17 protein-coding genes and 1 pseudogene are annotated in these 18790 nt (G+C 39.7%); all 18 read left to right on the forward strand.

The window, feature by feature from the left end:
- The first annotated feature begins 100 nt into the window (after positions 1-100).
- The 18 genes and pseudogenes from ACAM22_RS03900 (at position 101) to ACAM22_RS03985 (ending at position 18730) form a co-directional block, all read left to right on the forward strand.
- Complete coding sequence (locus ACAM22_RS03900) at positions 101-808, forward strand: 2-C-methyl-D-erythritol 4-phosphate cytidylyltransferase (protein ID WP_261052798.1); 708 nt, start codon at positions 101-103, stop codon at positions 806-808.
- 4 nt (positions 809-812) lie between these two features.
- Entirely contained in the window at positions 813-1835 is a 1023-nt protein-coding gene (locus tag ACAM22_RS03905; protein WP_261052796.1) for a ribitol-5-phosphate dehydrogenase, read from the forward strand.
- Positions 1836-1851: 16 nt separating this feature from the next.
- Positions 1852-2720 (forward strand): annotated as a pseudogene (locus ACAM22_RS03910) (phosphotransferase).
- Entirely contained in the window at positions 2710-3588 is an 879-nt protein-coding gene (locus ACAM22_RS03915; RefSeq protein WP_004269680.1) for a DMT family transporter, read from the forward strand. The pseudogene ACAM22_RS03910 and the gene ACAM22_RS03915 overlap by 11 nt, the downstream one beginning before the upstream one ends.
- 11 nt (positions 3589-3599) lie before the next feature.
- The gene (locus tag ACAM22_RS03920) at positions 3600-4289 is read left to right on the forward strand and encodes a sugar phosphate nucleotidyltransferase (protein ID WP_000643976.1); all 690 of its coding nucleotides are present in this window, start codon (positions 3600-3602) and stop codon (positions 4287-4289) included.
- Positions 4290-4376: 87 nt separating this feature from the next.
- The gene (dprA, locus tag ACAM22_RS03925; protein ID WP_261052793.1) at positions 4377-5225 is read left to right on the forward strand and encodes a DNA-processing protein DprA; all 849 of its coding nucleotides are present in this window, start codon (positions 4377-4379) and stop codon (positions 5223-5225) included.
- Between the two features lie 231 nt (positions 5226-5456).
- A complete protein-coding gene (gene topA, locus ACAM22_RS03930; RefSeq protein WP_261052787.1) occupies positions 5457-7544 on the forward strand; it encodes a type I DNA topoisomerase in 2088 nt (695 codons plus the stop codon).
- Between the two features lie 257 nt (positions 7545-7801).
- The gene (locus ACAM22_RS03935) at positions 7802-8161 is read left to right on the forward strand and encodes a YbaN family protein (RefSeq protein WP_001220352.1); all 360 of its coding nucleotides are present in this window, start codon (positions 7802-7804) and stop codon (positions 8159-8161) included.
- 93 nt (positions 8162-8254) lie between these two features.
- Positions 8255-8887 (forward strand): copper homeostasis protein CutC, encoded by a 633-nt coding sequence (locus tag ACAM22_RS03940; protein WP_261052784.1) that lies wholly within the window; start codon positions 8255-8257, stop codon positions 8885-8887.
- A 43-nt stretch (positions 8888-8930) separates the two neighbouring features.
- Positions 8931-9587 (forward strand): MmcQ/YjbR family DNA-binding protein, encoded by a 657-nt coding sequence (locus tag ACAM22_RS03945; RefSeq protein ID WP_261052781.1) that lies wholly within the window; start codon positions 8931-8933, stop codon positions 9585-9587.
- A 304-nt stretch (positions 9588-9891) separates the two neighbouring features.
- The gene (locus tag ACAM22_RS03950; RefSeq protein WP_369606968.1) at positions 9892-11454 is read left to right on the forward strand and encodes a 2-isopropylmalate synthase; all 1563 of its coding nucleotides are present in this window, start codon (positions 9892-9894) and stop codon (positions 11452-11454) included.
- Between the two features lie 11 nt (positions 11455-11465).
- Positions 11466-12503, forward strand: a complete 1038-nt coding sequence (leuB, locus tag ACAM22_RS03955) for a 3-isopropylmalate dehydrogenase (protein WP_261052777.1) — start codon at positions 11466-11468, stop codon at positions 12501-12503.
- The gene (locus ACAM22_RS03960; RefSeq protein WP_261023815.1) at positions 12500-12769 is read left to right on the forward strand and encodes a DUF1294 domain-containing protein; all 270 of its coding nucleotides are present in this window, start codon (positions 12500-12502) and stop codon (positions 12767-12769) included. Before leuB ends, ACAM22_RS03960 begins: the two co-directional genes overlap by 4 nt.
- A gap of 3 nt (positions 12770-12772) precedes the next feature.
- A complete protein-coding gene (leuC, locus tag ACAM22_RS03965) occupies positions 12773-14155 on the forward strand; it encodes a 3-isopropylmalate dehydratase large subunit (RefSeq protein WP_196311757.1) in 1383 nt (460 codons plus the stop codon).
- A 9-nt stretch (positions 14156-14164) separates the two neighbouring features.
- Positions 14165-14758, forward strand: a complete 594-nt coding sequence (gene leuD, locus ACAM22_RS03970) for a 3-isopropylmalate dehydratase small subunit (protein ID WP_261052773.1) — start codon at positions 14165-14167, stop codon at positions 14756-14758.
- A gap of 24 nt (positions 14759-14782) precedes the next feature.
- Complete coding sequence (locus tag ACAM22_RS03975) at positions 14783-15562, forward strand: L-threonylcarbamoyladenylate synthase (RefSeq protein WP_000160498.1); 780 nt, start codon at positions 14783-14785, stop codon at positions 15560-15562.
- Positions 15563-15717: 155 nt separating this feature from the next.
- Positions 15718-17427, forward strand: a complete 1710-nt coding sequence (locus ACAM22_RS03980) for an AAA family ATPase (RefSeq protein ID WP_261052771.1) — start codon at positions 15718-15720, stop codon at positions 17425-17427.
- Complete coding sequence (locus ACAM22_RS03985; RefSeq protein WP_261052807.1) at positions 17411-18730, forward strand: McrC family protein; 1320 nt, start codon at positions 17411-17413, stop codon at positions 18728-18730. Before ACAM22_RS03980 ends, ACAM22_RS03985 begins: the two co-directional genes overlap by 17 nt.
- Positions 18731-18790: the final 60 nt, after the last annotated feature.

Here is an 18790-nt window from a genome sequence, read left to right on the forward strand (position 1 = left end):
CCTATTCTAGAAGGGGAGGACCAGTATTTCTTTCATGATAGAACTAGATTGTGGTATAATAAAGAGAATAAGTTTTTTAGTAAGACAAAGGAGAAAATAGATGATTTATGCAGGAATTCTTGCCGGTGGAACTGGCACACGCATGGGAATCAGTAACTTGCCAAAACAATTTTTAGAGCTAGGTGATCGACCTATCTTGATTCATACAATTGAAAAATTTGTCTTGGAACCAAGTATTGAAAAAATTGTAGTTGGGGTTCATGGAGACTGGGTTTCTCATGCAGAAGATCTTGTAGATAAATATCTTCCTCTTCATAAGGAACGTATCATCATTACAAAAGGTGGTGCTGACCGCAATACAAGTATTGAGAAAATCATTGAAGCCATTGATGCTTATCGTCCGCTTACTCCAGAGGATATCATTGTTACCCACGATTCTGTTCGTCCATTTATTACGCTTCGCATGATTCAGGACAATATCCAACTTGCTCAAAATCATGACGCAGTGGACACAGTGGTAGAAGCTGTTGATACTATCGTTGAAAGCACTAACGGTCAATTTATTACAGATATTCCAAATCGTGCTCACCTTTATCAAGGACAAACACCTCAAACATTCCGTTGCAAGGACTTCATGAATCTTTATGGCTCTCTCTCTGTTGAAGAGAAGGAAATCTTAACAGATGCATGTAAAATCTTCGTCATTAAAGGAAAAGATGTGGCCTTGGCTAAGGGGGAATACTCAAATCTTAAAATCACAACAGTGACAGATTTGAAGATTGCAAAAAGTATGATTGAGAAAGACTAGTGATATGATTAATCAAATTTATCAACTGACTAAGCCCAAGTTTATTAACGTCAAATACCAGGAAGAGGATATTGACCAAGAGAATCATATCCTCATCCGCCCCAACTACATGGCTGTCTGTCATGCGGATCAGCGTTACTATCAAGGAAAACGTGATCCAAAGATTTTGAATAAAAAACTTCCAATGGCAATGATTCACGAGTCATGTGGAACCGTTATTTCTGATCCGACAGGAACCTACGAGGTTGGGCAAAAAGTTGTCATGATTCCTAATCAGCCTCCTATGCAGAGTGATGAAGAATTCTATGAGAACTACATGACAGGGACCCATTTCTTGTCTAGTGGATTTGATGGCTTTATGAGAGAGTTTGTTTCTCTTCCTAAAGACCGTGTGGTGACTTATGATGCTATCGAAGACACGGTTGCAGCCATTACAGAGTTTGTCAGTGTTGGTATGCATGCCATGAATCGCTTACTGACTCTTGCTCACAGCAAGCGGAACCGAATTGCCGTTATCGGAGATGGAAGTTTAGCATTTGTGGTTGCCAATATTATCAACTATACTTTGCCAGAAGCAGAGATTGTGGTTATTGGTCGTCATTGGGAAAAGTTGGAACTCTTCTCTTTTGCCAAAGAATGCTATATTACTGATAATATTCCTGAAGATTTGGCCTTTGACCATGCTTTTGAGTGTTGTGGTGGTGATGGTACTGGACCAGCTATTAATGATTTGATTCGCTATATTCGTCCTCAAGGAACGATTCTTATGATGGGAGTTAGTGAGTATAAAGTCAATCTCAATACTCGCGATGCCTTAGAAAAAGGCTTGCTCTTGGTTGGGTCCTCTCGTTCTGGTCGCATTGATTTTGAAAATGCCATCCAAATGATGGAAGTCAAGAAATTTGCCAATCGTCTTAAAAATATCCTTTATCTAGAAGAACCTGTAAGAGAAATTAAAGATATTCACCGTGTCTTTGCAACCGATTTAAACACAGCTTTTAAAACCGTGTTTAAGTGGGAAGTATAAGAACTGGAGGTTAATTGTGGAGAAAATCATTAAAGAAAAAATTTCTTCCTTACTTAGTGCAGAAGAGGAAGTCCTCAGTGTTGAACAACTGGGGGGAATGACCAATCAAAACTATTTGGCCAAAACAACAAATAAGCAATACATTGTTAAATTCTTTGGTAAAGGGACTGAAAAACTGATCAATCGTCAAGATGAAAAGTACAATCTTGAACTACTAAAGGATTTAGACTTAGATGTAAAAAATTATCTTTTTGATATTGAAGCTGGTACAAAGTAAATGAGTATATCGAATCTGCGATTACGCTTGATTCAAGGTCAATCAAGACCAAATTTGATAAAATTGCTCCAATATTACAAACTATTCATGCTTCTGGCAAGGAATTAAGAGGAGAATTTGCTCCTTTTGAAGAAATCAAAAAATACGAATCCTTGATTGAGGAAAAAATCCCTTATGCTAACTATGAAGCTGTTCGAGAAGAAGTCTTCTCCTTAGAGAAAAGACTGGCTGACTTAGGTGTTGACAGAAAATCTTGTCATATCGATTTGGTGCCTGAAAACTTTATTGAATCACCTCAAGGACGTCTATATCTGATTGACTGGGAATATTCATCAATGAACGATCCAATGTGGGATTTGGCTGCTCTCTTTTTAGAGTCTGAATTCACTCGTCAAGAGGAAGAAGTCTTCTTGTCACATTATGAAAGTGACAAAACACCTGTCTCTCGAGAAAAGATTACCATTTATAAAATTTTACAAGATACTATTTGGAGTTTATGGACAGTCTATAAGGAAGAGCAGGGTGCAAATTTTGGTGACTATGGTGTGAGTCGTTACCAAAGAGCTGTTAAAGGTTTGTCATATTATGGAGGTTCAGATGAAAAATAAAAATGGAGTTTCTTTTGGTCTACTCTCAGGTATTTTCTGGGGTTTAGGTCTAACGATTAGTGCTTATATCTTTTCGATTTTTACAGATTTGTCGCCCTTTGTGGTGGCCGCTGCTCACGATTTCTTGAGTATCTTTATCTTACTAGCTTTTCTCTTGGTAAAAGAAGGAAAAGTTCGTCTCTCAATTTTCTTAAATATTCGCAATGTTAGTGTTATCATCGGAGCCTTGCTAGCAGGCCCTATCGGTATGCAGGCCAATCTTTATGCGGTTAAGTATATCGGAAGTTCCTTAGCTTCATCAGTATCCGCTATCTATCCTGCGATTTCAGTTTTATTGGCTTTCTTCTTTTTGAAGCACAAGATTTCAAAAAATACTGTGTTTGGGATTGTCTTGATTATTGGAGGGATTATTGCTCAAACTTATAAGGTTGAACAGGTTAATTCTTTCTATATTGGTATTCTCTGTGCATTGGTTTGTGCCATTGCATGGGGAAGTGAGAGTGTTCTTAGCTCCTTTGCCATGGAAAGTGAACTGAGTGAAATCGAAGCTCTCTTAATCCGTCAAGTAACTTCATTCTTGTCCTATCTTGTGATTGTGCTCTTCTCTCATCAGTCATTTGCAGAAGTGGCCAATGGACAATTGCTAGGTCTCATGATTGTCTTTGCAGCCTTTGATATGATTTCCTACTTGGCTTATTATATCGCTATCAATCGCTTGCAACCAGCCAAGGCTACAGGCTTGAATGTGAGCTATGTAGTATGGACTGTCTTGTTCGCAGTTGTTTTCTTGGGTGCACCGCTAGATATGCTGACAATTATTACGTCACTTGTCGTCATTGCTGGAGTTTATATTATTATTAAAGAATAAAGGAGATTCGTGTGAAAGCCATCATCTTAGCAGCGGGATTGGGAACTCGCTTGCGTCCTATGACTGAAAATACCCCTAAAGCCTTGGTTCAGGTTAATCAAAAACCTTTGATTGAATACCAAATTGAGTTTTTAAAAGAAAAAGGAATTAACGAGATTATTATCATTGTTGGTTATCTTAAAGAACAATTTGATTATTTGAAAGAAAAATATGGTGTTCGCCTCGTTTTCAATGATAAATACGCTGACTACAATAACTTTTACTCTCTCTATCTTGTAAAAGAAGAATTGGCCAACAGCTATGTTATTGATGCAGACAACTATCTCTTTAAAAATATGTTCCGCAATGATTTGACACGTTCTACTTATTTTAGTGTCTATCGTGAAGATTGTACCAACGAATGGTTCTTGGTTTATGGAGATGACTACAAGGTTCAAGACATTATTGTTGATAGCAAGGCTGGTCGCATCCTTAGTGGTGTATCCTTCTGGGATGCTCCAACTGCAGAAAAGATTGTCAGCTTTATCGACAAGGCTTATGCAAGTGGAGAATTTGTTGATCTATACTGGGACAATATGGTTAAGGATAATATCAAAGAGCTAGATGTCTATGTCGAAGAATTAGAAGGTAATAGCATCTATGAGATCGATAGCGTCCAAGACTACCATAAATTAGAAGAAATTCTTAAAAACGAAAATTAAGGATTCCAACATCTGGCTAAAATAGTCGGATGTTTTTTTGATTTTTTACGAATAAATAGATGAGTAGATAAAGAAATGGAGTTATTTATGAAAATCACAAACTATGAAATCTATAAATTGAAAAAATCAGGTTTGACCAATCAACAGATTTTGAACGTTCTAGAATACGGTGAAAATGTCGATCAAGAACTTTTGTTGGGTGATATTGCAGAAATATCAGGTTGCCGAAATCCAGCTGTTTTTATGGAACGTTATTTTCAGATAGACGATACGCATTTGGAGAAGGAGTTTCAAAAATTTCCATCTTTCTCTATTTTAGATGACTGTTACCCTTGGGATTTGAGTGAAATATACGATGCACCTGTACTTTTATTTTACAAGGGAAATCTTGACCTCTTGAAATTCCCGAAGGTAGCGGTTGTGGGTAGTCGTGCTTGTAGCAAACAGGGAGCTAAGTCAGTTGAAAAAGTCATTCAAGGTCTGGAAAATGAACTGGTTATCGTCAGTGGATTAGCCAAGGGCATTGATACAGCAGCTCATATGGCAGCTCTTCAGAATGGCGGCAAAACCATTGCAGTGATTGGAACAGGTCTGGATGTGTTTTATCCTAAAGCTAATAAACGCTTGCAAGACTACATCGGAAATGATCATCTGGTTCTAAGTGAATATGGACCTGGCGAACAACCTCTGAAATTTCATTTTCCTGCCCGTAATCGCATTATCGCTGGACTTTGTCGTGGCGTGATTGTAGCAGAGGCCAAGATGCGCTCAGGTAGTCTCATTACCTGTGAGAGAGCAATGGAAGAAGGGCGCGATGTCTTTGCTATTCCTGGTAGCATTTTAGATGGACTATCAGATGGTTGCCATCATTTGATTCAAGAAGGGGCAAAATTGGTTACAAGTGGGAAGGATGTTCTTGCGGAATTTGAATTTTAATACTCTTCGAAAATCTCTTCAAACCACGTCAGCTTCCATCTGCAACCTCAAAACAGTGTTTTGAGCAACCTGCGGCTAGCTTCCTAGTTTGCTCTTTGATTTTCATTGAGTATAAGAAGAAAGTCCGCTCACTAGACAAACTTTTCTTCTATTATAGTAGCTAAGTCTTGACAGGGTTCAAAAAATGGTTTACACTTTATAAAGTTTATTACTTTGAAAAGGTGTGATACTGTGGCTACGGCAACAAAAAAGAAAAAAACAACAGTTAAAAAAAATCTAGTAATCGTGGAGTCGCCTGCTAAGGCCAAGACGATTGAGAAATATCTAGGCAGAAACTACAAGGTTCTAGCCAGTGTCGGGCATATTCGGGATTTGAAGAAATCCAGTATGTCCGTCGATATTGAAAATAATTATGAACCGCAATATATCAATATCCGAGGAAAAGGTCCTCTTATCAATGACTTGAAAAAAGAAGCTAAAAAAGCTAATAAAGTCTTTCTGGCGAGTGACCCGGACCGTGAAGGAGAAGCGATTTCTTGGCATTTGGCTCATATTCTCAACTTGGATGAAAATGATGCCAACCGTGTGGTCTTCAATGAAATCACCAAAGATGCTGTCAAAAATGCTTTTAAAGAACCGCGTAAGATTGATATGGACTTGGTTGATGCCCAACAGGCTCGTCGTGTCCTAGACCGCTTGGTAGGCTATTCGATTTCGCCTATTTTGTGGAAGAAGGTCAAGAAGGGCTTGTCAGCAGGTCGCGTTCAGTCTATTGCACTTAAGTTAATCATTGACCGTGAGAATGAAATTAATGCCTTCCAACCAGAAGAATATTGGACAATTGATGCTGTCTTTAAAAAAGGAACCAAGCAATTTCAGGCTTCCTTCTATGGAGTAGATGGTAAAAAGCTTAAACTGACTAGCAATGATGAGGTCAAGGAAGTCTTGTCTCGTCTGACTAGCAAAGATTTTTCAGTGGATCAGGTAGATAAGAAAGAGCGTAAACGCAATGCTCCTTTACCCTATACCACTTCATCTATGCAGATGGATGCTGCCAATAAAATTAATTTCCGTACTCGAAAGACCATGATGGTTGCCCAACAGCTCTATGAAGGGATTAATATCGGTTCTGGTGTTCAAGGTTTGATTACCTATATGCGTACCGATTCGACTCGTATCAGTCCTGTAGCGCAAAATGAAGCAGCAAGTTTCATTACGGACCGTTTTGGTAGTAAGTATTCTAAGCATGGCAGCAAGGTCAAAAATGCTTCAGGAGCTCAGGATGCCCACGAGGCTATTCGTCCGTCTAGTGTCTTTAATACACCTGAAAGTATTGCTAAGTATCTGAACAAGGATCAGCTTAAGCTTTATACCCTTATTTGGAATCGTTTTGTGGCTAGCCAGATGACAGCTGCTGTCTTTGATACCATGGCTGTTAAATTGTCTCAAAATGGAGTTCAATTTGCTGCCAATGGTAGTCAGGTTAAGTTTGATGGTTATCTTGCCATTTATAATGATTCTGATAAGAATAAGATGTTACCAGATATGGCTGTTGGAGATGTGGTTAAGCAGGTTAATAGCAAACCAGAGCAACATTTTACTCAACCGCCTGCCCGTTATTCTGAAGCGACCCTTATCAAGACCTTGGAGGAAAATGGAGTTGGACGTCCGTCAACCTACGCGCCAACCATTGAAACCATTCAGAAACGTTATTATGTTCGCCTTGTAGCCAAACGTTTTGAACCGACAGAGTTGGGAGAAATTGTTAACAAGCTCATCGTTGACTATTTCCCAGATATCGTAAATGTGACCTTTACAGCTGAAATGGAAGGCAAGCTGGATGATGTCGAAGTCGGAAAAGAGCAGTGGCAACGTGTTATAGACGCCTTTTACAAACCATTCTCTAAAGAAGTCGCCAAGGCTGAAGAAGAAATGGAAAAAATCCAGATCAAGGATGAACCAGCTGGATTTGACTGTGAAGTGTGTGGCAGTCCAATGGTCATTAAACTTGGTCGTTTTGGTAAGTTCTACGCTTGTAGCAATTTCCCAGATTGCCGTCATACCCAAGCAATCGTAAAAGAAATCGGTGTTGAGTGTCCAAGCTGTCATCAGGGACAAATCATTGAACGTAAAACCAAACGTAACCGGCTCTTCTATGGTTGCAATCGCTATCCAGAATGTGAATTTACCTCTTGGGATAAACCTGTTGGTCGTGACTGTCCAAAATGTGGCAACTTTCTCATGGAGAAAAAAGTCCGTGGTGGTGGTAAGCAGGTTGTTTGTAGCAAAGGTGACTACGAAGAAGAAAAGATTAAATAAAACGAGAGTTCTGAAAGTCAATTTCAGGCTCTTTTTGATTAGTGCTTGACAAAATTCATCATTTTATGCGAAACTAGAAGAAGATTATTTTATACTCAATGAAAATCAAAGAGCAAACTAGGAAACTAACCGCAGGTTGCTCAAAGCACTGCTTTGAGGTTGCAGATAAGACTGACGAAGTCAGGAACCATACCTACGTCAAGGCGACGTTGACGCGGTTTGAAGAGATTTTCGAAGAGTATTAACTAGGAGAAGTTATGCGTATTATTTATCTAATTATTGGTTTTTTATCGCTGGCCTTGGCTATTGTTGGGGTTGTTTTACCCTTGTTGCCTACAACGCCTTTTCTTTTGTTGTCTATTGCTTGTTTCTCAAGAAGTTCCAAGCGCTTCGAAGATTGGCTTTATCATACCAAGCTCTATCAAGCATATGTAGCTGATTTTCGCGAGACTAAGTCTATTGCGCGTGAACGTAAGAAAAAAATCATCGTATCTATCTATATCTTGATGGGAATTTCCATTTATTTTGCCCCTCTCTTACCAGTCAAAATCGGTCTGGGAGCCTTGACCATCTTTATCACTTATTATCTCTTCAAGGTCATTCCAGACAAAGAATAAGTAAAATTTGTAACTATTTCCCTTGATAAAAATGAAAGCATATTCACAACAATATGATATAATAAATTCAAAGTAATCTTCAGGGAGAATCAAATGATTTACGAATTTTGTGCTGAAAATGTGACCTTGCTTGAAAAAGCGATGGAGGCTGGAGCTCGTCGAATCGAACTCTGTGATAATCTAGCAGTGGGAGGAACAACACCAAGCTATGGAGTAACCAAGGCAGCGGTTGAATTGGCAGCTAACTACGATACAACCATTATGACCATGATTCGTCCACGTGGTGGCGACTTTGTCTATAATGATATGGAAATTGCAATCATGCTAGAAGACATTCGATTGACTGCTCAGGCTGGAAGTCAAGGAGTTGTATTTGGAGCCTTAACTGCTGAGAAGAAGTTGGATAAACCTAATCTTGAAAAGTTAATTGCTGCATCGAAAGGAATGGAAATTGTCTTCCACATGGCCTTTGATGAATTGAGCGATGAAGATCAACTAGAAGCTATTGACTGGCTCAGCCAAGCTGGAGTCACTCGTATCTTAACTCGTGCGGGTGTATCTGGCGATTCACTAGACAAACGTTTTGCTCACTATCACAGAATTTTGGAGCACGTTAAAGGTAAAATTGAAATTCTACCAGGTGGGGGGATTGACCTTGACAACCGTCAAACCTTTATTGACCAGCTGGGCGTGACACAATTGCATGGAACCAAGGTTGTCTTTTAAAAAATAGAAAGGAACTGCTAGCTTTGGGTAGCAGTTTTAACTTATGTTTGAAATTTTTAAATCCTATCAGTTTAATCAAGAAAAGGCTCGTGCCTATGGTTTTGTAGAAAGTAGTGGAGTTTGGACTTATAGCTGCATGATTTTGCAGGGTGATTTTGTCATGACTGTGTCCATCACTGCTGATAATGTGAGTTTTCAGGTCTTTGATCAGGAAACGGGCGACCTCTATCCTCAAGTTCATATGGAAAGTATGAGAGGAAGTTTTGTCGGAAATGTCCGTGAGGCTTGTCTGGAGATTCTCTACCAGATTCGGAAGGCTTGTTTTGAGGTACAGGATTTTATCTGTCCTCAGACTAAGCGTATCATGGCTCAGATTCAGGAAAAGTATGGTAATCAGTTGGAGTATTTGTGGGAGAAATCGCCTGATACGGCAGTCTTAAGACATGAAGGCAATAAAAAGTGGTATGCCGTCTTGATGAGAATCTCTTGGGATAAGCTGGAAAAGGGTAGAGAAGGTCTAGTGGAAGCAGTCAACCTCAAACATGATCAAGTAGCTGATTTGCTTTCAAAAAAGGGCATTTATCCAGCCTTTCATATGAACAAACGCTACTGGATTAGTGTGGCACTTGATGATACTTTATCAGATGTAGAAGTGCTAGAATTGATAGAAAAAAGTTGGAACTTAACCACTAAAAAATGAAACATTTCAATAATTTTCAATTAGCTAAATATTCTATACTGAAGAAATTTTCAGAAAATATTTGATTTTTTCTTGACAAGTGCTTTTGCCTATGCTAAAATACTAAACAAGATATCAAACGAAGGAGAAAGTCAAACATGAGAACAGCTAAGTTTAATCAATTTGCTTTGTTGTTGAGGTACTCGGGCTAGTGCAAAAAGCATTAGTCCTGTTTGGCTTACCAAGCGGGAGTGAATCAACATCTCGCTTGGACTTCTAAGCGAGATGTTTTTTTAAAAACCACATTTGGAAAAGGGGAAATCTTATGAGAACAGTTGAATTTCTAGATACCAGCCTTCGGGATGGAGAACAGACACCTGGTGTTAATTTTTCAATCAAGGAAAAAATTGCCATTGCAAGACAGCTGGAGAAATGGGGCATTTCAGCCATAGAAGCTGGTTTTCCAGCGGCGAGTCCTGATTCATTCACAGCAGTGCAGGAGATTGCTAAGGTCTTGAAGAAAACGGCGGTGACTGGTTTGGCACGTTCGGTCAAGTCTGATATCGATGCATGTTACGAGGCGCTCAAGGATGCCAAGTATCCACAGGTTCACGTCTTTATCGCGACCAGTCCAATTCATCGTAAGTATAAGCTCAATAAGAGCAAGGAAGAGATTTTGGAAGCTATTAAGGAGCATGTTTCCTATGCCCGTTCTAAGTTTGAAGTGGTCGAATTCTCTCCTGAGGATGCGACTAGAACAGAGTTGGATTTCCTCTTACAAGTTGTTCAAACAGCGGTTGATGCAGGTGCGTCTTATATCAATATCCCTGATACGGTAGGATTTACCACACCAGAAGAATACGGTGCTATCTTCAAACACCTGATTGAGAATGTTAAGACAGATCGTCAGATTGTCTATTCGCCTCACTGCCACGATGACCTCGGAATGGCAGTGGCTAATAGTCTTGCTGCTGTCAAGAATGGTGCAGGACGTGTCGAAGGGACTATCAACGGTATTGGGGAGCGAGCTGGAAATGCTGCCTTGGAAGAAATAGCAGTGGCCCTCAATATTCGCCAAGATTACTATCAAGCAGAAAATAGTATTGTTTTAAATGAAACCATCAATACGTCAGAAATGGTTTCTCGCTTCTCAGGTATTCCAGTTCCTAAAAACAAGGCTGTGGTCGGTGGCAATGCCTTTTCTCACGAATCTGGTATTCACCAAGACGGAGTCCTTAAAAATCCTCTTACCTATGAAATCATCACCCCTGAATTAGTCGGTGTTAAGAGTAATAGTCTTCCACTTGGAAAATTGTCTGGTCGCCATGCCTTTGTTGAGAAACTAAGAGAATTGGCCCTAGACTTTACAGAAGAGGACATCAAACCACTCTTTGCTAAGTTCAAGGCACTGGCCGACAAGAAACAAGAAATCACAGATGCAGATATTCGTGCGCTGGTAGCTGGAACCATGGTTGAAAACCCAGAAGGATTCCACTTTGATGATTTACAACTTCAAGCTCATGCAGACAATGACATTGAAGCACTCGTTAGCCTTGCCAATATGGATGGTGAGAAAGTCGAATTTAATGCGACAGGGCAAGGTTCCGTTGAATCGATCTTTAACGCTATTGACAAATTCTTCAATCAATCCGTCCGCTTGGTGTCCTATACCATTGATGCTGTGACAGATGGAATTGATGCCCAGGCTCGGGTCTTGGTCACTGTTGAAAACAGAGATACAGAGACTATCTTTAATGCAGCAGGTCTTGATTTCGATGTGTTGAAGGCTTCGGCTATTGCCTATATAAACGCTAATACCTTTGTCCAAAAAGAGAATGCAGGTGAGATGGGACGCAGTGTTTCATACCGCGATATGCCTAGTGTGTAAAGGAGAATGCTATGACAAAGAAAATAGTAGCTCTAGCAGGGGATGGAATTGGCCCAGAAATCATGGAGGCTGGTTTAGAGGTCCTGGAGGCTCTAGCTAAAAAAACAGGCTTTGTCTATGAAATAGACAAACGACCTTTTGGAGGTGCAGGTATTGATGCTGCAGGGCATCCCTTACCTGATGAAACCCTCAAGGTATGTCGTGAAGCAGATGCCATTCTCCTAGCGGCTATCGGTAGTCCCCGGTATGATAGTGAAACGGTTCGGCCTGAACAAGGCTTGCTAGCTCTCCGTAAGGAACTCAATCTCTATGCTAATATTCGCCCTGTAAAAATCTTTGACAGTCTCAAGCATTTGTCACCACTAAAATCAGAACGAATTGCTGGTGTAGACTTTGTCGTGGTGCGTGAGTTGACAGGCGGGATTTACTTTGGAGATCATATCCTTGAAGAGCGCAAAGCGCGTGATATCAACGACTATAGCTATGAGGAAGTAGAGCGGATTATTCGCAAGGCCTTTGAAATTGCAAGAAATCGCAGAAAAATCGTTACTAGTATCGATAAGCAAAATGTTCTAGCGACATCAAAACTCTGGCGGAAAGTAGCTGAGAAGGTATCACAGGATTTTCCAGATGTAACCTTGGAGCACCAGTTGGTGGACTCAGCTGCCATGCTCATGATTACCAATCCTGCTAAGTTTGATGTCATCGTGACAGAAAATCTTTTCGGAGATATTCTCTCGGATGAATCAAGCGTTCTATCTGGCACACTTGGAGTTATGCCATCAGCCAGTCATTCTGAAAATGGACCAAGTCTCTATGAACCTATTCACGGTTCAGCACCTGATATTGCTGGTCAAGGCATTGCAAATCCTATCTCCATGATTTTATCAGTGGCCATGATGTTGAGAGATAGTTTTGGTCGTTATGAGGATGCAGAGCGTATTGAGCGTGCTGTTGAAGCTAGTTTAGCGGCTGGCATTTTAACAAGAGATATAGGTGGACAGGCTTCGACTAAGGAAATGACAGAAGCTATTATTGCAAGGTTATGAAGTTAGACGAAAGAATTACTCTAGTCCTTTTGATTTGGAATGTCATGGTTTTCTTGATTTATGGCATTGACAAATCTAAGGCAAGGAGAAGAGTTTGGCGCATCCCAGAGAAAATCTTACTCATTTTAGCCTTTACTTGTGGTGGTTTTGGTGCCTGTTTGGCAGGAATCATCTTTCACCATAAGACTCGAAAATGGTATTTTAAAACAGTTTGGTTTCTCGGGATGGTGTCCACACTAGTAGCCTTATATTTTATTTGGAGGTAATGGATGGCAGGAAAATCGATTTTTGATAAATTATGGGACCGTCATGTCATCACAGGAGAAGAGGGGCAGCCGCAACTCATGTATGTGGATCAGCACTATATTCATGAAGTGACCAGTCCTCAAGCTTTTCAAGGATTACGAGATGCAGGGCGCAGATTGAGACGACCAGACTTGACATTTGGAACTTTTGACCACAATGTCCCGACAGTCAATATCTACGATATTCGAGATGTAATTTCCAAGGCTCAAATTGATAAGCTGGCTGAAAATGTTGAGGAGTTTGGGATCGAACATGCTGCCCACGGTTCTGAAAAACAAGGAATCGTGCACATGGTAGGTCCAGAAACAGGAAGGACGCAACCAGGAAAATTCATCGTCTGTGGAGATAGCCACACAGCAACCCACGGGGCTTTCGGAGCGATCGCTTTTGGAATTGGGACCAGTGAGGTCGAACATGTCTTCGCGACACAGACCCTCTGGCAGGTCAAACCCAAGAAAATGCTGGTAGAATTCACTGGTGTTCCTCAAAAAGGAGTTTATTCTAAGGATTTCATTCTAGCCTTGATTGCCAAGTACGGCGTTGCCTGTGGTGTTGGCTATGTGGTGGAATATCGGGGACAAGCTATTGATGCACTGAGCATGGAAGAGCGAATGACCATCTGCAATATGTCCATCGAGTTTGGTTCTAAGATGGGAATCATGAATCCGGATCAAACCACCTATGATTATCTCAAGGGACGAGAATGTGTCCCAGAGGACTTTGAAGAGGCTGTGGCGGATTGGAAAACAATTGTCAGTGATGATGATGCTGTTTACGATAAGGTTATCCAGATGGATGTCTCAGACTTGGCTCCTATGGTGACCTGGGGAACCAACCCTGCTATGGGTGTTGACTTTGACAGTAGCTTCCCAGAAATTAAGGATATGAATGATGAACGAGCCTACAATTATATGGATTTGGAACCAGGTCAAAAGCCAGCTGATATTGAACTAGGTTATATCTTTATCGGCTCTTGTACAAATGCTCGTCTCAGTGACTTGCAACTGGCTGCGCGATTTGTTAAAGGGAAGAAAATAGCCCCTAATCTAACAGCAATCGTGGTTCCAGGCTCTCGTCCTGTCAAACGAGCTGCTGAGAAGTTGGGTTTGGATAAGGTTTTCATAGATGCTGGCTTTGAGTGGAGAGACCCAGGTTGTTCTATGTGCCTAGGAATGAATCCGGACAAGGTTCCTGATGGTGTCCACTGCGCTTCAACCAGCAACCGCAACTTTGAAGACAGACAGGGCTTTGGTGCTAAGACCCACCTCTGCAGTCCAGCCATGGCAGCAGCAGCAGCTATTGCAGGGCGCTTTGTAGATGTTCGACAAATGCCAGAAGCTCAGTAAGGAGAGGATATGGAGAAATTTACAGTTTATACGGGAACGACTGTTCCTCTCATGAATGATAACATCGATACCGATCAAATCCTACCCAAGCAGTTTCTCAAGTTAATTGATAAAAAAGGCTTTGGTAAGTACCTCATGTATGCTTGGCGTTATTTGGATGACAAGTATACTGAGGATCCAGACTTTGTCTTTAACAGACCTGAATACCGTAAAGCAACTATCCTCATCTCAGGGAATAACTTTGGGGCAGGTTCTTCGAGGGAACATGCAGCTTGGGCCTTAGCAGACTATGGTTTTAAGGTCGTGATTGCGGGGTCTTTCGGTGATATTCATTACAATAATGAACTCAATAATGGCATGTTGCCTATTGTACAGCCCAGAGAGGTTCGAGAGAAACTAGCTCAGCTACAACCAAGTGACCAGGTAACTGTGGACTTGGAACAACAAAAAATCATCTCACCAGTTGGAGAATTCACTTTCGAAATCGATAGTGAATGGAAACACAAGCTCTTAAATGGTTTGGATGATATCGGTATTACCTTGCAGTATGAAGACTTGATTGCTGCATATGAAAAACAACGACCAGCCTATTGGCAGGATTAGAAAAATAGAAAAGGAAATAGAACTATGACAAAACACATTCAATGGAACGGAACACTTTCACAAGAAGGATATGACATTTTAAAAGGTGAGGGCGGATGTATCGTTTGCCCTACAAAAGTTGGCTACATTATCATGACCAGTGACAAGGCAGGACTTGAGCGCAAGTTCGCAGCTAAAGAGCGTAACCGTAACAAACCAGGAGTTGTTCTCTGCGGTAGCATGGATGAGCTTCGCGCTTTAGCACAACTCAACCCAGAAATTGAAGCCTTTTACCAAAAACATTGGGACGAAGATATTCTTCTTGGTTGTATCCTTCCTTGGAAACCAGAAGCTTTTGAAAAACTGAAAGCATACGGTGATGGCCGTGAAGAACTGATGACTGACGTGCGTGGTACTAGCTGTTTCGTTATCAAGTTTGGGAAAGCTGGTGAACAATTGGCTGCCAAACTTTGGGAAGAAGGCAAGATGGTTTATGCCTCATCAGCTAACCCATCTGGTAAAGGAAACCGAGGTAAGGTGGAAGGAATCGGAGAACGTATTGAAGGAGCAGTGGACCTTGTCATCGAAGCAGACGACTATGTGGCATCTATCCAACCTGACAAAACGATTGAAACACGCTACGAGCAAGGTGTGATGGTCTCTATGGTCGATAAAGACGGCAAACTCATCCCAGAACAAGGAGGAGCACGTTCAACTTCACCAGCTCCAGTTGTAATCCGCAAAGGGCTTGACATTGATAAGATTATGATGCACCTGTCAGACACCTTTAACTCATGGGACTACCGTCAGGGTGAGTATTATTAAGATAAAAAAGAAGTCTAGTGTTATGAGGGAATACCCCACTCTACACTAGGCTTTTCTTTAGAAATTCTTTTCTTTTTTTGATAGATATGATATGCTAGAGGTGAACTATATATTAATAGAACTTACTTGTAAAAGTTAATTAAAGGAGTATTCAAATGAACAGTGAACAAAATAACTATTTTTTTGTTGGTACAAAATTTGGTGATGATGATTATCTTGAATATTTTAGGGAAGAAGGAAAGTGGGAATTAGGATGGCATAACAACGAGGAAAATAAACAGTATCAAAAAATGTTAAAGTTGTTTAATAAAATTAAACCAGGTGACGTTTTATTTGCTAAATCCACATATGTCAAAAAGAAGAATTTACCTTTTGTAAAGAAAGATGATTCAAAGGTTTCTGTGATGAAAATTCGTGGAATGGCAACTGTTAAAGAGGTTTTAGATGATGGGCATACCATTATTGTTGATTGGAAAAAAGAGTATATAGAGAGGGAATGGTTTTTCTTTACGGGGCAAGAAACAATATGGTTTCCATCAGATATTAAGTATCGAACTAAAGAGACTAACCAGTTAATAAAATTTGCTGCAAGTGATGAAATCATAATTCAAGACTATGACTATTTTTTGAATCATCCTAATTGGAAAAAGTATAAAAAATTAGAAAGTGAAACTATGTTAAGGAATGATTTTTTATTTAATTATAGTGCTATATTAAGAAAATCCAAAAACCTCATCCTCCGTGGTGCACCTGGTACAGGAAAAACTTATCTTGCTAAAGAAATTGCTATGGAGTTAACGGGTGGCAACGAAGACCAAATCGGATTTGTACAATTTCACCCATCCTATGATTATACGGATTTTGTGGAGGGTTTAAGACCGGTATCAAATGGGGATGGAGCTATTGAGTTTAAATTACAAGATGGTATTTTTAAGCAATTTTGTCAGAGAGCAAAAGAAGCTCAGAAAACTGGAGGCCAAGATAATTTTGAGGAAGCGTGGGCTAAACTAACGGATGCTATCAATGAAAAGCAAGGACAATACTTCTTCCCTCGTAGTTCTGTTCCAGCCAGTTTAAATAGTCAAGGGAATGTGAAATTTGATTCTCCTGTTGCTACCAAAGAAAAAGTGTATCTTTTGTACAAGGGTGAAGATACTAATTTAAAGTACGAAACTTATCAAAACATTGTTTTGGATCACATGAAAGAAAGTTATGGATTATGTGATTATGTATCTCCAACGATTGACACAGACAAGAAATTTGTCTTCATCATCGATGAAATCAACCGTGGTGAGATTTCTAAGATTTTTGGAGAACTCTTTTTCTCAATTGATAAAGGCTATCGTGGTGAAAAGGGAAGTGTTTCTACCCAATATGCTAATCTACACGAAACTGATGAAAAGTTTTATATCCCTGAAAATGTCTATATCATCGGCACTATGAATGACATTGACCGTTCAGTAGATACCTTTGATTTTGCTATGCGTCGTCGTTTCCGATTTGTTGAAGTTACGGCTGAAAGTCAACTTTATATTCTAGATAAAGAACTAGGTAATCGTGCTGAAGAAGCTAAGACTCGACTAAGAAACTTGAATGCTGCTATTGAAAACGTTCAGGAATTAAACAGTCATTACCATATCGGGCCAAGTTATTTCCTTGATTTGAATGATGTAGATTTTGACTATGAATTACTCTGGTCTGATTATCTCAAACCGCTTTTGGAAGATTATGTACGTGGTTCTTATGAAGAAGCTGAAATTCTTGAAACATTGAAGAAGGCATTTGATCTGACAAAGAATGAGCAAAAAGATCAGGCAGTAGCTGATGACAATGAAGGCGATGAAAACGATGATGCGGATTACTGATAATCAACACAAGATTGTTAAAGAAGAATTTGTTGATGGATATCCTAAACTAAGCAATCTTCTTTTAGACAGAACCTTGGAAAGTCTATCCCAAGATGAACGTATTTTCATTTTTCCAAACGATTTGAGGAATTCTTCTGACTTAGAAAAGGACCAAAAAATCTTTGAAACGGTCAATCAGGAAATTAAGACAGGAAATGTAATTGGTTTTCTGGGCTATGGTCAGGAAAGATTAACGATATCTTCTCGCTATTCTGATAAGAGCAATGATCATTTTTTGCATTATCTTTTACAAAAGGTTCTTCATATCAATCTTACTAGTTTAGATGTAGCTTTGTCGCGTGAAGATAAGCTATATCAACTTTTGATCTATCTCTTCCCCAAGTATCTTCAAGCTGCTATTCGAAAAGGTCTTTATAAGGAATACCAGAGATTTTCTCATAATGACAGTCATGTTAAGGGAGTGATTGATGTAAGAAATCATCTCAAGAAAAATCTTCCTTTCACGGGAAATATTGCCTACACAACGAGAGAGTTCACCTATGATAATCCCCTCATACAGTTGGTCCGTCATACTATTGAATACATTAAGAACCAGAAAAGTATTGGTCAAGGAGTACTAGATAATCTCTCAACTAATCGTGAAAATGTAGCTGAAATCGTGCGTGTAACGCCCTCTTATAAACTAGCTGACCGTGCTAAGATTATTCGGGGAAATCAATCTAAACTTTTGCGTCATGCATACTTTCACGAGTATAGAAAGCTACAAGAGCTTTGTCTGATGATATTGAACCAAGGAAAGCATGGGTTAGGATATCAAGATCAAAAGGTCCATGGTATTCTTTTCGATGTTGCCTGGCTTTGGGAAGAGTATGTTTACACCTTGTTGCCAAAAGATTTCATCCATCCACGGAATAAGGATAAGACGGATGGGATTTCAGTATTTTCTAGTCAAGAAAGAAAAGTATATCCAGATTTTTATCAAGAAGAGCTTAAAATAGTATTAGATGCTAAATATAAAAAGCTTGAAAAGGCTGAAAAAGGAATCAACCGTGAGGACTTATTCCAGCTGATTTCCTATTCTTATATTTTAAAAGCTGAGAAAGCTGGTCTTGTTTTCCCGAGTGAGAAAAAGGCGGTTGATAATGAGATAGGAAAGCTAGCAGGGTATGGAGCCTTATTAAAGAAATGGTCTATCCAAATTCCTCAGGAGTCTTCATCTTATAGTGAATTTTGTGAAATGATGGAAAACTCAGAAGAAATTTTTAAAATGAATATTGCTAATGAAGTGGGGAGAAAATAATTTCTCCTCTTTCTTTTGTTATTTATAAAATAAAATCCGAACAATATATTTTAATTTATA

This window comes from Streptococcus sp. SN-1, assembly GCF_041154385.1.
In the GTDB taxonomy this organism is placed as follows: Bacteria; Bacillota; Bacilli; order Lactobacillales; family Streptococcaceae; genus Streptococcus; species Streptococcus mitis_CT.

Excerpts from the sequence above, each read along its gene's own strand:
- ACAM22_RS03900 (WP_261052798.1), top strand. The coding sequence starts at position 101 with ATGATTTATGCAGGAATTCTTGCCGGTGGAACTGGCACACGCATGGGA.
- ACAM22_RS03905 (WP_261052796.1), top strand. The coding sequence starts at position 813 with ATGATTAATCAAATTTATCAACTGACTAAGCCCAAGTTTATTAACGTC.
- ACAM22_RS03915 (WP_004269680.1), top strand. The coding sequence starts at position 2,710 with ATGAAAAATAAAAATGGAGTTTCTTTTGGTCTACTCTCAGGTATTTTC.
- dprA (WP_261052793.1), top strand. The coding sequence starts at position 4,377 with ATGAAAATCACAAACTATGAAATCTATAAATTGAAAAAATCAGGTTTG.
- ACAM22_RS03935 (WP_001220352.1), top strand. The coding sequence starts at position 7,802 with ATGCGTATTATTTATCTAATTATTGGTTTTTTATCGCTGGCCTTGGCT.
- ACAM22_RS03940 (WP_261052784.1), top strand. The coding sequence starts at position 8,255 with ATGATTTACGAATTTTGTGCTGAAAATGTGACCTTGCTTGAAAAAGCG.
- ACAM22_RS03945 (WP_261052781.1), top strand. The coding sequence starts at position 8,931 with ATGTTTGAAATTTTTAAATCCTATCAGTTTAATCAAGAAAAGGCTCGT.
- ACAM22_RS03950 (WP_369606968.1), top strand. The coding sequence starts at position 9,892 with ATGAGAACAGTTGAATTTCTAGATACCAGCCTTCGGGATGGAGAACAG.
- leuB (WP_261052777.1), top strand. The coding sequence starts at position 11,466 with ATGACAAAGAAAATAGTAGCTCTAGCAGGGGATGGAATTGGCCCAGAA.
- ACAM22_RS03960 (WP_261023815.1), top strand. The coding sequence starts at position 12,500 with ATGAAGTTAGACGAAAGAATTACTCTAGTCCTTTTGATTTGGAATGTC.
- leuC (WP_196311757.1), top strand. The coding sequence starts at position 12,773 with ATGGCAGGAAAATCGATTTTTGATAAATTATGGGACCGTCATGTCATC.
- leuD (WP_261052773.1), top strand. The coding sequence starts at position 14,165 with ATGGAGAAATTTACAGTTTATACGGGAACGACTGTTCCTCTCATGAAT.
- ACAM22_RS03975 (WP_000160498.1), top strand. The coding sequence starts at position 14,783 with ATGACAAAACACATTCAATGGAACGGAACACTTTCACAAGAAGGATAT.
- ACAM22_RS03980 (WP_261052771.1), top strand. The coding sequence starts at position 15,718 with ATGAACAGTGAACAAAATAACTATTTTTTTGTTGGTACAAAATTTGGT.
- ACAM22_RS03985 (WP_261052807.1), top strand. The coding sequence starts at position 17,411 with ATGATGCGGATTACTGATAATCAACACAAGATTGTTAAAGAAGAATTT.